Origin of the sequence: Pseudoalteromonas sp. MMG005, from assembly GCF_018101015.1 — a bacterium.
Taxonomy (GTDB): domain Bacteria; phylum Pseudomonadota; class Gammaproteobacteria; order Enterobacterales; family Alteromonadaceae; genus Pseudoalteromonas; species Pseudoalteromonas aurantia.
Window position 1 is genome coordinate 66,864 of sequence record NZ_JAGJEK010000009.1, and the last position, 13,501, is coordinate 80,364.

A 13,501-nucleotide genomic window follows, 5' to 3' on the forward strand; every position below is an offset into this window, starting at 1 on the left:
ATGGATCTAATTAGAATAGCTAAAGCGCAGCTTGCGTTTGGAACTCACCCTTTGCTTGATAACGCAGATGCAATTATCGAGGCAGGCGAAAGAGTATGTATTGTCGGCCGTAATGGGGCTGGCAAATCGACACTGTTAAAGGTACTTGATGGTGAAGTATTACTTGATGACGGAGAGATTAATCGCGTTGGCGAGCTTAAAATATCGAGACTAGAACAAGACCCTCCTAAGGGGGTTGAAGGTGCTGTATTTGATTACGTCGCAAGTGGGTTACCTGATATAGCCAATTTATTAATTGAATTTAATCATGTTAATGAGGCGCTACAAACTGACCAATCACAGGCACAGTTAAATAAACTTGAACGATTATCGACTCAAATAGAAGCCGCCGATGCATGGCGATTTGAAAGTCGAATTCAAACAGTATTAAGCCAGTTAGAATTAACGGCAGATATGCGCTTGGAGAAGTTATCAGGAGGTTGGCTGCGTAAAGTCGCGTTAGCAAAAGCACTAGTAAGTGAACCTGATTTACTGCTTTTAGATGAGCCAACGAACCATTTAGATATGAACAGCGTTATTTGGCTAGAGCAGTTCTTAAAGGAGTTTAAAGGCGGTATAGTCTTTATTTCACATGATAGAGCATTCATTCGCGCCGTTGCTACGCGAATTTTAGATTTAGATCGTGGACAGTTGATCTCATACCCAGGAGATTATGCGACGTATCTTGAACAAAAAGCACATGACTTAAAAGTTGAAGAAACGCAAAATGCACTTTTTGATAAGAAATTAGCAGAAGAAGAAGCGTGGATCAGGCAAGGTATTAAAGCACGAAGAACGCGTAATGAAGGCCGAGTGAGAGCGCTGAAGTCTTTACGCAATGAACGAAAGCAACGTGTAGAGCAGGTTGGGAGAACAGACTTTAATATTGAAACCGCCGATCGCTCAGGTAAATTAGTATTTGAAGCGCAACATGTTAACCATGCGTTTAAAGACAAAGTGATCACAAAAGATTTCTCTACCCTAGTAATGAGGGGCGATAGAGTTGGGCTTGTTGGTCCAAATGGAGTAGGCAAAACCACACTTCTCAAACTGCTTTTTGGTAATCTGGATGCAGATGCGGGTAAGATCAAACAAGGAGTTAACTTAGAAGTTGCGTATTTTGACCAATACCGAGAAAAGTTAGATGAAAATGCCACAGTTCAAGATAATGTGGCAGAAGGAAAGCAAGAAGTTATGATGGGTGGTCGCAGTCGCCACGTATTAGGTTATTTACAGGACTTTTTGTTTCCACCAGCCAGAGCGAGAACCCCTGTTAAAGCTTTGTCAGGAGGTGAGAAAAATAGGTTACTTCTAGCAAAGCTTTTCTTAAAACCTTCAAACATCTTGGTGTTGGATGAGCCAACCAATGACTTAGATATTGAAACCCTTGAACTATTAGAAGAAATAATTAATCAATATCAAGGAACTATCTTGATCGTAAGTCACGATAGAGAATTTATTGATAATACATGTAATAGCGTTTGGGCTTTTGAAGGAGAAGGCTTGGTCACGGAGATTGTGGGTGGGTATACTGACTATGAACAGTATGTTGCTCATAGAGTGGCTCAAGCTAAAGCGCTTGAAAAGGTAGACAAGCAAAAAACACAGAAATCGGATAAACAAACTCCGAAACAAGTTACTCAGGCCAATAACAAAAGTACTAAGTTAAGTTACAAATTAAAACTTGAATTAGAAGAACTGCCAAGTAAAGTAGAGGCACTAGAGCTTGCATTAGAGGCTCAACAAGAAATCGTGAATGCGGCAGACTTCTTTAAACAAGATGCAGAGACTACTCAAGCAGCGTTGAACCATTTGGCGGACCTTGAGTCGAAGCTTGAAACCTCATTTGAGCGTTGGGAAGAATTAGAAGCGTTACAGAATCAGTAGTAAGGAATAAAATGAAGCATACTTTAATTGCAGCGAGTATTTTTGCTGGCTTGAGTGGCCAGGCTTTGGCCGCCACATATCAACTTACAGAGTTACCAAGACACGAAGGTGCAGTTCATTCAATTGTCTCGGATGCGAATGAAAATGGTCAGATCATTGGGGCTGCGACTCGTCTTTTTAATTTGCCGATAGATGTTAGCTATATCGACTTTGATAAAGATGATACAGCGATAAAAACAGCATATGATCAAGAAAAAAGTAGATATGAACTGATTGATGAAACGATTACATTTACGCTTGAAGATGTAAAAAACGGTGCGGCGTCGACAAATGCAGATGCTAACAACTTCATGTTAGGTTTTTTGAGTCGTCAAAGTAATTCAGCTGAATATCAAAAGTTGACAGATCGCATTGCATTGACAGTTAGTCCCACATTTGCGGATGAAAAAGTCTTATTTGATGTACAGAGCTCAGAGCTCAATTCATTGACTCGCTCTGTGGGAAATAACTTGGCAGCAATCAGTGATGATGGGGTGATGGTTGGCTGGGGTTCAGCACCTTTTTCAAAAACAGAATTTACACCTAAAGACGAAAATGAAGCTAAGACTTTCTTTGTAAGAGATTGGAGTTATCGGGGTATTGTAATTAATACAGCGGGTGAAAAATTTACTCTTGAACCCGCATTTACCGAACATGGTGGCGCCAGTATTGCAACTGACATTGAGCGTTTAGAAACAGGTGGCTATGTTGTAGTTGGTTATGCCAGTGTTGGTATTACGACACAGCGCCAAGAAGGTTATGATGATCGTTGTAAAGGTGAAGATAGACCATTACAAGCATGTGTGTGGTTGGAAGAGCGCCGAGTGGCTAACTTAGATGGACTACCAACGTTTTATGACCTACGCGCATATCAATGGACCTTAGATGATAATTTTGCTGTGGTAAGTGCAAAAGAATTAGGTGTCGGAGCTGTCAGAAAAGACAATGAAGATAATACTATTTATAGTGCTGCAATGGCCATAAATAACTCAGATATCGCGGCTGGGTATTCAATAACTCGATTTGACAATGATATTAATGCACGTGTTGTACCTGGGTACTTTAAAGATGGTCAATTTAGTGAAATTGGAGAGCGTGATGCATGGTACAAAACAGGTAAAGCCGTCGATATTAATAACAATAATGTTGTTGTGGGTCACCGAGCAGAAGTAAGCCGGAGCACTATACAAAAAGCCGTGGGGTTTTATTACGATATTAATGCTGACAAATTCACAGATATTCCCACCTACTTTAATGGTTCTGAAATGGTCATTAATGATATTAATGATGCAGGATATGTTGTTGGGCAAGGTGAAATTGAGAAGAACGGTAACAACCAACGTAGAGAAGGTTTCATCTATAAGCTAGGAGATGAAAACATCGTTAATATTAATTCTTTGCTACCTTGTAAAGATGCCAGTGGTCAGGCATTCCCTTATACAATTGCAGAAGCCGTAAAAATTACTGAATCGAATAAAATTTACGCTATCGCGGTAAAAACGGTAGAGCGTAGAGACAGACTTGGTGCAGTAGAGAAAAACAGCAAAGGTGAGATTGAGTATGAATCAGCGACTTTACCTGTACTGTTAACACCAACGAATGGCGAAGTAGAGCAGTGTGCTGCGCCAGAAGTTGAAACGTATGAACGTCAATCAGGCAGCTTTTCTGTGTTTGCATTTCTTACGTTGCCTTTGGTTTGGTTAAGACGTCGAAAATTAAAGATTGCTTAAGCACCTAAGTTGTTGCATTTTGTCGTGATAATAAAAAAGCCCTTAAGGGCTTTTTTATTATCTATAATATAGAGGAAGTATTATTTATTGCGCGCATGCCATGCTTTATTTACCGAACGTCGCCATAAGTAATCAACCCCAAAGTACCCAATAATAGCGGCGAACGATGCACAAATGAGTGAGCCAATCATAAACGCAGGACCGATTGTGGTAATACTTTGAACGAGCCACTCCCAACTGGCTTCGAAATGAAAAGGTTGTGTTTCTTGGCCTAAAGCAAGCACACCAACTAAATAAGAACAGTAAAAAATAGGTGGCATAGTTAGTGGGTTTGTTAACCACACCAAAGCCACTGATAAAGGTAAATTTACGCGAAACGGAATCGCAAATGCGGCAGCTAATATCATCTGAAAAGGAACTGGGATGAAAGCAAAGAACAAACCAACTGAAAAAGCGCCACGCGCAGAACGGCGGTTTAGGTGCCACAGGTTGGCATCATGCAACCATCGGCCAAAAATTTTTAAAGACTTTTGCTGTTTTATTTTATTGTGATCAGGTAAAAAGCGTTGAATCGTTTTTTTAGCCATAGCATGCAACCGTTTACTTCAATTTTTATATGTTGGGGATTTCTATTCGGCTGTATCATTACCGTGTTTCTATTCAAAACGTGGCAGTTCTATAGCAGTCTTTTCTTCCTCACTATTTTGTTCCCCTATTTTAAGCCGTTTCGACCTGTATTGTTAGGTTTTATTTTCGCTATTTTTGTCGTTATTACTCAATATCATTTGTTTTATTCATTTAGTATAGAAAACCAACAATTTGACGATGAAATTTATTTCAGTGGTCAAGTTGTAAAGGTATTTGGAGAAGAGCCAGCAGATTATTTTCAGGTGAGCCTCAGTGATGTTGGTGAACATTCCTATTTACCTTGGATGAACCCCAAAGCGAACTTGGCTATTTCTCAGAATGAATTAAAGATAAAGGCTGGTAGTATCATTACGGGTATGGCCAAAATTCGTCCATTTAGAGGGCGAAAAAATTTTTCCGGTTTTGATAGTGAGCTTTATGCATTTAGAAATCAAATTGCATATAAAGGACGTGTTCTAGAGGCTACCATCGCGGCCCAACAAAATGACGCATATTATGAACCATACAGACAATTTTCATGGCAAGTGTTTGGAGGTTTAAAGTTAGGCTGGCTCTATTATACTTTAATGACGGGAGATACAAGCCAGATAAGTCATGATACCCGTGTCATGATGCGTAGGCTTGGATTGAGCCATATTATGGCCATTTCTGGGTTACATATCGGTATTATATTTGGGATTTCATATTGGTTTGTTAAAGCGGTTGTATCAGCTTATTTGCTATTGTATGCCAACCCTCGCTTTCAAAAGTACAATTTAACGACATTTTATATGTGTCTCTCGGGAGTAATTGCATTTATATATGTTTATCTGAGCGGTTTTAGTGTATCGGCGCTAAGAGCGTATAGCATGTTATTACTTGCGATTACAGCCTACATTGCATGTAAAAAGATAAGTAGCATGAGAATACTGGTCATCGCACTGAGCCTTATTTTACTTCTTGATCCTTTCTTATTACTTAATCCGGGACTATATTTTTCATTTATAGCTGTTGCCGTGATATTTTTTGTAATGAGTTCTGAGCACACACAGCATAGTTACAAAATGAACCTCCTTTTTAAGGTTATTTTATTGATAAAGATACAAATTTGTCTTTTCGTATTCTTGGCGCCACTCAGTATTTATTTCTTTAAAGGAGTTAGCTTAGCTGGATTATTTATAAATTTACTGGCTATTCCAGTGTTAAGCATAGTTGTTTTTCCATTTATGATATTGGCGCTCATATTGAGCTTTGCAATAGGCCATGCATCATGGGGAGTGGGTCTTGTACTCACGAGTCTAGACGGTTGCTTTCATTTCCTATTGCAAGGAGCCTCAATGATCAGTGCTGGTCACGGCTGGTTGCATACGGGCTCTTCATCTTTATCAATAACCATGTTTATATATCTCTCTTTACTATTTATAGTGTTAGCGCCTTTTAGAAAACTGGTTTGGCTTCCTGCCGTGATTTATGCGGTGCATAGGCTGTCGAGTGAAGAGGTATTATGGCAATTGGATGTTTTGGATGTAGGGCACGGAACCGCAGTGCTTATATCAAGTAACCGTGAAGCTCTATTGTATGACCTTGGAGCTAAATATTTTAACCGATATTCCCTATTTGAGCATGTTGTACAACCCTACATAGAGGATAATCATATCGTATTAACACACACAATTTTAAGTCATCAAGATAAAGACCATGTTGGTGGAGTTAAGGAATTGCTTGCATTTGATGGAATACACTCCTTTAAATCGTTTCATAATGGCATACCAAATAGTGATTGTAATTTGCGAACAGTCAAGATGGGTGAAGTCACTATTGAAACACTGTGGCCTCGAGCTGGGCGAGCCTCTAAAAACAACAATTCTTGTGTTGTGAAAGTCAGTGGAGGCAATTACTCAGCTTTATTAACGGGGGATATAGAAGCTCATGCAGAACGGCAGTTGGTAAATGTACTCTCAGCTGAACAATTAAAGAATGATATATTATTGGTCCCACATCATGGCAGTAAAACATCGTCAACAATGGCTTTTTTACAAGCTGTAAATGCCGACATCGCGATATATTCGCGCAATTATGCATCACAATGGGGACTTCCTCATACAGATGTTCGAGAGCGATTCACCCGATTGGGCACGTTACAATTAGATACGGCATTAGATGGCCATATTAGGATAAAAGTAACACCTGATGGACTAATCACTGAAAAGGCGAGAGAAGTAATGAAGTATTGGTTTTTACCCCAATAAAGGGGGGAGTTATTTGGTTTTCGTTTGATTAATTTAAAGTAGCCCATTTTGTTTTATAGGTATGGCAAGTACAATACACTGTTTTTTAGAATGGGTTAGTGGAAGAGAAAGTACATGCAAATGAGCGCGAAGCAGATATACAAACGTTTACTAGCTTATACATTAGATTACCGGGGCGTTGCGATATGTGCCGTCATTGGTATGTTAGGTTACGCAGCGATGGATGCGCTGTTTGTCCGCTTAATGCAACCGTTTATTGATGATGGGTTAAACGACAGAAACGTCGATGTTTTGTCGTGGGCCCCTATTGTGGTTATTGTATTAGTGATAGGACGTGGTGTCTTCAATTATATGGCATCATATTGTCTGACATATGTTGGATCCCAAGTTGTTAGGGCATTACGGCAAGAGCTGTTTGAGCACATGTTATTTTTACCCGTCTCATTTCATGACAAACATTCGAATGGTGAAATGATCTCTAAAATTACTTTTGATACAGAACAAGTTCAGCAAGCCATTACCCGAGCATTACAAGTCATAGTGCGTGAAGGTGCGTTTGTTGTTTTTTTATTATTTGTTATGTTTGGTGCGAGTTGGCAGTTGTCCTCGGTATTTTTAATTATTATTCCTATTGTCGCGCTGATCGTTTCAGTGGTATCAAAACGGTTTCGTAAGATTTCGAAAAATATTCAAGATGCGATGGGGGAAGTGACCCGTGGTTCTGAACAAATGCTTGCAGGGCATAAAGTAATTCATAACTTTGGTGGTCAACAAAGAGAAATCGACAAGTTTGCAACAGTCAATAATAAGAATAGGCAGCAACGGGTCAAAATGGATGCGACTCGGGCATTAAGTGTATCCGTGATTCAAATTTTAGCGGCCAGTGCGATGGCGTTAATATTGGCAATTATAGCCATGCCTTCTATGATAAATACGATTACTTCAGGTGCGTTTGTAGCGCTATTGACATCAATGATGATGATGTTGCGACCATTAAAGCAGTTAGCAAATGTAAATAGTGATCTGCAAAGAGGTATTTCGGCTGCGCAAAGTATATTTGCAATATTAGATACAGAGAAAGAAGGGGACCAAGGCACCACGCCGTTAGTGACAGCGAAAGGGTTAATAAGTGTTAAATCGGTTACATTTTGCTATCCGACTAAAGAAAACCCAGTAATTCAATCACTTGATTTAAAGGTTAATGCAGGCGAGAGCATCGCGCTGGTTGGCCGCTCTGGATCTGGTAAGTCGACATTATCAAATTTACTACCAAGATTTTATGATATTCAACATGGTAGCATCGAGCTCGATGGCGTCAATATTCAGGAATACTCTTTGCAGGACTTGAGACGGCAATTTGCGGTTGTTTCACAGCAAGTGGTTTTGTTTAACGATACTATAGCGAATAATATTATGTATGGGCTGGAAACGCCGTTATCAGATGACGCTTTAATTGCAGTTACAAAACAAGCACATGCTTGGGAGTTCATAGAGGGATTACCTGATGGCTTACATACTATGGTGGGTGAAAATGGGGTAATGTTGTCAGGTGGACAACGGCAACGTTTGGCCATTGCAAGAGCGATTGTAAAAGATGCGCCGATACTGATCTTAGACGAGGCAACCTCCGCATTGGATACGGAGTCAGAAAGGTTGATACAGCAAGCGCTAGATAATTTGATGAAAGACAAGACTTCGATAGTGATTGCACATAGGTTATCGACAATAGAAAAATCAGACCGAATATATGTATTAGAGCAGGGTAGAATAGTTGAGCAAGGAACACATACAACCTTGTTAGAACAGCATGGGGCTTATGCTGCTTTATGTAAAATGCAGTATGGTGATTAGACATTGAAAAGTATAGAAAATAATTGGTATAGACCAAAATCCTTCATAACTTACTTACTACTGCCGCTCAGTGCTATATTTTGGTGTGCTGCGATAGTAAGACGGATACTTTTTTCATTGGGGTTTATTAAACGTTTTAATGCACATGTCCCCATATTGGTTATAGGTAATATTAGTATCGGCGGTAATGGTAAAACGCCATTTGCATTATGGCTAGTTAACTACCTACAAAATATTGGGTTGAAAGTCGCAGTGATCAGTCGAGGATATGGATCAAATGCACCCCATTACCCTTATGAAGTGACGACCTGTAGCTCGGTATTAGAGGCCGGAGATGAACCTTTTTTACTTCATTCACGTTTGCAATGTCCAGTTGTTATCGGCCCAGATCGTCAGGCTAGTTGTGAGTATATCAAGCGTGAATACAATGTCGATTTGATTATTTCAGATGACGGTTTACAACATTATAAAATGAATCGTGCTGTTGAGTTTTGTATTGTAGACAGTACTCGTGGGTTTGGAAATGGGTGTCTCCTGCCGGCTGGACCATTAAGGGAGTTGCCGAGTCGACTTCGCAGTGTCGATCTAGTTGTTACAAATGGTATTGGCGCACCTTGCAATTATCAACTCGAAAGCACCGGTATATATCGTGTTGGAAGTGGCGAAAAATGTGAATCATATCCAGATATGGGCATCGCCGTAAGTGCAATAGGAAACCCTGCTCGGTTTGAGAAATCATTGAGTGAGTTAGGGATCGATATTATAGAGACCGCACACTTTCGAGATCATCATGCTTATCAAAACGGTGATTTTGATAGATTTGGTCACACAGCCGTTTTTATGACGGAAAAAGATGCGGTAAAATGTAAGAGCTTTGCGTTAGAAAATTGGTACTACTTACGAGTTGACGCTCAACCAAGCAAGATGTTGATTGAGCGGTTATTGGATATTTTAAAGAAAAAAGAGATCTATCATGGCCTTTGATAAAAAATTATTAGAAATCTTAGCTTGCCCTGTGTGTAAAGGTAAGCTGCAGTACGATAAAGAACAAAGTGAGCTTATTAGTACAGCGGCAAAATTGGCGTATCCAATTAGAGATGATATTCCTGTACTACTGGAAAACGAGGCGAGAGAGTTGAGTTTAGAAGAGGTTGAACAGTGGCATTCGTAGTTGTTATTCCAGCACGCTATGCGTCGAGTCGTTTACCGGGTAAACCGCTTGCGGATATCTGCGGAAAACCGATGATTCAACATGTTTTTGAGCAAGCGTCTCGCTCAGGAGCGAATGCTGTTTATATTGCGACTGATCATCAAGCTGTCTTTGATGTCGCAATGGGCTTTACAAAAAATGTACTCATGACCAGAATTGACCATCAATCAGGCACTGAGCGGCTCGCGGAAGTGGTAGAGAAGCTAAATTTAGGTGCTGAAACAATAGTGGTTAATGTACAAGGCGATGAGCCATTGCTAGAACCTGAAAATATAGATCAAGTTGCTCAGTTGTTGGCTAACTCAAGTGCCCCTATGGCGACCCTTAGTGTTGATATAGAGAATGTTGAAGAAGTGCTAAACCCCAATGCGGTTAAAGTAGTACAAGATGCACATAACAATGCTCTATACTTTTCTCGCGCTTCAATTCCATTTCAACGAAATAGCATGTTAACGCTAGATAAAAACTCAATTCCTTTACATAATTTTCAACGCCATGTTGGCATTTACGCTTACCGCGCAGGGTTTATTCAAGAATACTTAGAGTTACCAGTGTCGCCACTAGAAGTGCAAGAATCACTTGAGCAACTGAGAGTTTTGTATCATGGTAAGCAAATTAAGATAGCCAAGGCGATAATGCCCGTCCATGCGGGGGTCGATACACCAGAGGATTTAGCGCGAGTAGTTGAGTTGTTAAATGCGTGAATTTGAAGTTATCGCAGACGAAGTTGATTATATTATCGCATTAAAACCTGCAGGAGTGAGTTTTCATAGCGAAGACGGGGCAGGGTTTGTTGTTCAATTAGAGAAACAAGTTGGCTATAAATTGTTTTCGGTTCATCGTTTAGACAAAGTCACTTCGGGACTATTAATCTTAGCCAAGTCAAGTAAGTCAGCCAACCTCTTTACTCAGAAGTTTGTAGGAAGAGAGGTAGAGAAAATTTATTTGGCGTTAATTTCGAAAAAGCCCAATAAAAAGCAAGGGTGGATCAAAGGTGATATGGTCAAATCCCGACGGGGGGCACACAAGCTACTCAAATCACAAGAAAGCCCTGCCGTTACCCGCTTTTATTCAAAAAGTATTGCTGCTGGATTACGTGGTGTAATTTTGAAGCCTTTTACAGGTAAAACACACCAACTAAGAGTTGCTATGAAAAGTTTATCCGCGGCAATAGTGGGAGATGAATTGTACGGGGGAATGCCAGCAGCACGGGTATATTTGCATGCTTATGCATTAAGGTTTTCTTGGGATGGACAGCAGCAATGCTATTATGCAACACCAAAAGATGGTGATGAATTTATAAAATTAATTAATCATGAGGATTTTGCTAATTGGCGAAACCCTTGGCAGTTAGAGTGGTAACATGACTGAGCAGCAAACTGAATTGAGATTTGGCGGTATTTCACGCCTTTATGGTACACAGCAGCTTACGTGGTTGCAGCAAGCACATTTTTGTGTAGTTGGTATTGGTGGCGTTGGCAGCTGGGTGGCGGAAGCGTTAGTACGAACGGGTGTAGGCCATATAACATTAATCGACTTAGATGATATTTGTGTTACAAATATCAATCGTCAAATTCATGCGTTATCAAGTAGTGTAGGTGAGCAAAAAATTGAAGCAATGAAAGCGCGTTTATTAGAAATAAACCCGTATTGTACAGTGAATTTGATCGATGACTTTATCACCGTCGATAACATTGCAGAATATATCATTAATTATGACTATGTCATTGACTGTATTGATGCGGTTAAAGAAAAGGCCGCGCTAATTGCGCATTGCAAACGTCGAAAAATCCCAGTCATTGCCACCGGTGGTGCTGGTGGACAGACAGATCCTAGTCAAATTTTATTTGGCGATGTTGCGAAAACAACACAAGACCCTTTACTTGCGAAAGTACGTTATTTATTGCGTAAGAACTATAATTTTTCCTCAAATCCAAAGCGTAAATTTGCTGTTGATTGTGTTTATTCAACTGAGCAACTTGTTTATCCAACAGCCAGTGGTGAAGTTTGCCTAGCTAAGCAGCAAGCTGAGGGAGCAAAAAACATGGACTGCGCAACTGGGTTTGGCTCTGCCACCATGGTGACAGGCACCTTTGGTTTTTTCGCGGCTTCACGAGCAGTTAAAAAGTATTTACAAAAAAAACTCAAAGCTGAAAACCAATGAGTATGAAACTTTCTCGGTGATTTACCACTGAGAAAGCTTTTCTTGTATGGCCTTAATAATGGCTTGAATGCCATTACCGCGTGACGGGCTCAGGTGCTTTATTAGTCCGAGAGACTCAAACTCAGCGTAAGCATCAATATTTTTAGCTTCGGTAAGGGTTATGTCGTTATACATACTTGAAATAATCGCGAATAGCCCTTTGACGATACGGGTGTCAGAGTCACCAATTAATAGAATTGTTCCCCGGCTTTCATCTAAGTCAATATGCAACCAGACTTTGCTCTCACACCCTTGTATAAGGGCATCATCATTCTTTAAGCAGTCGGGTATAACGGGCAGTTGTTTGCCAAATAGCATTATTTCTCGATAACATTGTTGCCAACTTTGGGTCTTTTTTAATTGGTTTTGTATTTCTTGATAGTTCAAATCTTATCCTGCAATTAATTTAATACTGCTTTTTAGAGCAGTAATAAATGTATCTATGTCATTGTGTGAATTATAAAAGGCGAGGCTTACTCTTAATGTACCCTGAATACCTAGTTCAGCAATAAGTGGTTGCGTACAATGGTGGCCGCTTCGCAAAGCAATGCCATAGCTATTGAGTAACATTGCAATGTCATAATGGTGCTCGTCGCGATAATTAAAGCTAATTGTACCTATATTATTTTGCGTGTCGCCATAAATAATGATGCCATCGATTGCTTGTAATTGATTAAGACAGTACGAATATAAGGTTTGTTCATATTGATGAAGTACGATAGGGTCAAGCTTATTTAAATAATTGATGGCTGCTCCAAACCCTAATACACCTGATATGTTTGGTGTCCCTGGTTCAAATTTAGCTGGGGCCTCTCGGTAACTTGACGATTCGTATGTTACCTTGTCAATCATTTCGCCGCCTGTTTTGAAAACGCTTAGTGCGTTGAGCTTGTCAAATTTCCCATATAAGAATCCAAGCCCTGTAGGACCTAATGCTTTGTGGGCAGAGCCAACATAGAAATCGCAATCTAACTGTGACAGATTAGGCCTTAAATGAAGAAAAGCTTGTGCGCCGTCAATCACGGTTATGGCATTAACTTGCTTCGCTGCATCAATTAGCTTGGCGATGGGATTAATATTACCAAGCGTATTAGATGCATGTGTGCATGCCATAACTTTGGGTTTTAAGTCTTCAATCATAGCGATTGCAGCTGGTACATCCAAAATCCCTTGTTTATTTATGGGCATGATAGCTATTTTTGCACCGCTTTCTTGCGCTGCTTGTTGCCATGGAACAATATTAGCATGGTGCTCTAATGCACTAATTAGAATAATATCCTGTGAATTGAGATCACATGTTACACCAGAGGCGATAATGTTAAGGCTTTCAGTTGCACCACTGGTCCAAACCACTTCTTTGGAATTAACTGATAAAAATTTAGCCAGTTGTGTCCGCACATATTCGTATTTCGATGTTGCATTTTCACTGAGTGAGTGTAAACCTCTATGTACGTTTGAGTTGTTTTTACTATAAAAATCGTTTATCTCATCGATCACACTCTGAGGCTTTTGGCTGGTCGCACCAGAGTCAAGGTAGATTAAAGGCTGACCTTCAATAGATTGAGAGAGTACAGGAAAGTCATGGCGCAACTCAGCAATTATGTTCATTTCAATATTATTCCGGCAAATATAACGAAGGGATTGTAATTTGATCTGTGTAAGATGC

The 13,501-nt window shown here is 40.0% G+C and carries 12 protein-coding genes; 9 read left to right on the forward strand and 3 right to left on the reverse strand.

Annotated elements, in window-relative coordinates; all coding sequences use genetic code 11:
- Both J8M01_RS08670 and J8M01_RS08675 read left to right on the forward strand, forming a co-directional pair.
- The gene (locus tag J8M01_RS08670; protein ID WP_211057726.1) at window positions 1-1,926 is read left to right on the forward strand and encodes an ABC transporter ATP-binding protein; all 1,926 of its coding nucleotides are present in this window, start codon (window positions 1-3) and stop codon (window positions 1,924-1,926) included.
- A gap of 11 nt (window positions 1,927-1,937) precedes the next feature.
- Window positions 1,938-3,695 (forward strand): DUF3466 family protein, encoded by a 1,758-nt coding sequence (locus J8M01_RS08675; protein WP_211057727.1) that lies wholly within the window; start codon window positions 1,938-1,940, stop codon window positions 3,693-3,695.
- A gap of 80 nt (window positions 3,696-3,775) precedes the next feature.
- Here J8M01_RS08675 and J8M01_RS08680 read toward each other — a convergent pair whose 3' ends face one another.
- Complete coding sequence (locus tag J8M01_RS08680) at window positions 3,776-4,282, reverse strand: DUF2062 domain-containing protein (protein WP_192507235.1); 507 nt, start codon at window positions 4,280-4,282, stop codon at window positions 3,776-3,778.
- A 63-nt stretch (window positions 4,283-4,345) separates the two neighbouring features.
- Here J8M01_RS08680 and J8M01_RS08685 point away from each other — a divergent pair, with 63 nt between their 5' ends.
- The 7 genes from J8M01_RS08685 to tcdA all read left to right on the forward strand — a co-directional run bounded on the left by J8M01_RS08685 (window position 4,346) and on the right by tcdA (window position 11,796).
- Window positions 4,346-6,571 (forward strand): DNA internalization-related competence protein ComEC/Rec2, encoded by a 2,226-nt coding sequence (locus J8M01_RS08685; protein WP_211057728.1) that lies wholly within the window; start codon window positions 4,346-4,348, stop codon window positions 6,569-6,571.
- Between the two features lie 114 nt (window positions 6,572-6,685).
- Entirely contained in the window at window positions 6,686-8,422 is a 1,737-nt protein-coding gene (gene msbA, locus J8M01_RS08690) for a lipid A export permease/ATP-binding protein MsbA (RefSeq protein WP_192507237.1), read from the forward strand.
- A 3-nt stretch (window positions 8,423-8,425) separates the two neighbouring features.
- A complete protein-coding gene (gene lpxK, locus J8M01_RS08695) occupies window positions 8,426-9,406 on the forward strand; it encodes a tetraacyldisaccharide 4'-kinase (protein WP_211057729.1) in 981 nt (326 codons plus the stop codon).
- A complete protein-coding gene (locus J8M01_RS08700; RefSeq protein ID WP_192507239.1) occupies window positions 9,396-9,593 on the forward strand; it encodes a Trm112 family protein in 198 nt (65 codons plus the stop codon). The genes lpxK and J8M01_RS08700 overlap by 11 nt, the downstream gene beginning before the upstream one ends.
- On the forward strand, window positions 9,581-10,336 hold the full coding sequence (gene kdsB / locus J8M01_RS08705) for a 3-deoxy-manno-octulosonate cytidylyltransferase (protein WP_192507240.1): 756 nt from the start codon (window positions 9,581-9,583) through the stop codon (window positions 10,334-10,336). The genes J8M01_RS08700 and kdsB overlap by 13 nt, the downstream gene beginning before the upstream one ends.
- Window positions 10,329-10,994 (forward strand): TIGR01621 family pseudouridine synthase, encoded by a 666-nt coding sequence (locus J8M01_RS08710; protein ID WP_211057730.1) that lies wholly within the window; start codon window positions 10,329-10,331, stop codon window positions 10,992-10,994. Before kdsB ends, J8M01_RS08710 begins: the two co-directional genes overlap by 8 nt.
- A 1-nt stretch (window position 10,995) precedes the next feature.
- Window positions 10,996-11,796, forward strand: coding sequence for a tRNA cyclic N6-threonylcarbamoyladenosine(37) synthase TcdA (gene tcdA, locus J8M01_RS08715; RefSeq protein ID WP_211057731.1), 801 nt, complete (start codon window positions 10,996-10,998; stop codon window positions 11,794-11,796).
- 21 nt (window positions 11,797-11,817) lie between these two features.
- Here the strand turns inward: tcdA and J8M01_RS08720 are convergent, their stop codons facing one another.
- Together J8M01_RS08720 and J8M01_RS08725 are read right to left on the reverse strand one after the other, a co-directional pair.
- Window positions 11,818-12,222 (reverse strand): SufE family protein, encoded by a 405-nt coding sequence (locus J8M01_RS08720; protein ID WP_211057732.1) that lies wholly within the window; start codon window positions 12,220-12,222, stop codon window positions 11,818-11,820.
- Between the two features lie 3 nt (window positions 12,223-12,225).
- Complete coding sequence (locus J8M01_RS08725; RefSeq protein ID WP_211057733.1) at window positions 12,226-13,443, reverse strand: cysteine desulfurase; 1,218 nt, start codon at window positions 13,441-13,443, stop codon at window positions 12,226-12,228.
- Window positions 13,444-13,501 lie beyond the last annotated feature (58 nt).

Excerpts from the sequence above, each read along its gene's own strand:
- J8M01_RS08700 (WP_192507239.1), top strand. The coding sequence starts at position 9,396 with ATGGCCTTTGATAAAAAATTATTAGAAATCTTAGCTTGCCCTGTGTGT.
- J8M01_RS08680 (WP_192507235.1), bottom strand. The coding sequence starts at position 4,282 with ATGGCTAAAAAAACGATTCAACGCTTTTTACCTGATCACAATAAAATA.
- tcdA (WP_211057731.1), top strand. The coding sequence starts at position 10,996 with ATGACTGAGCAGCAAACTGAATTGAGATTTGGCGGTATTTCACGCCTT.
- J8M01_RS08675 (WP_211057727.1), top strand. The coding sequence starts at position 1,938 with ATGAAGCATACTTTAATTGCAGCGAGTATTTTTGCTGGCTTGAGTGGC.
- msbA (WP_192507237.1), top strand. The coding sequence starts at position 6,686 with ATGCAAATGAGCGCGAAGCAGATATACAAACGTTTACTAGCTTATACA.
- J8M01_RS08725 (WP_211057733.1), bottom strand. The coding sequence starts at position 13,443 with ATGAACATAATTGCTGAGTTGCGCCATGACTTTCCTGTACTCTCTCAA.
- J8M01_RS08710 (WP_211057730.1), top strand. The coding sequence starts at position 10,329 with ATGCGTGAATTTGAAGTTATCGCAGACGAAGTTGATTATATTATCGCA.
- J8M01_RS08670 (WP_211057726.1), top strand. The coding sequence starts at position 1 with ATGGATCTAATTAGAATAGCTAAAGCGCAGCTTGCGTTTGGAACTCAC.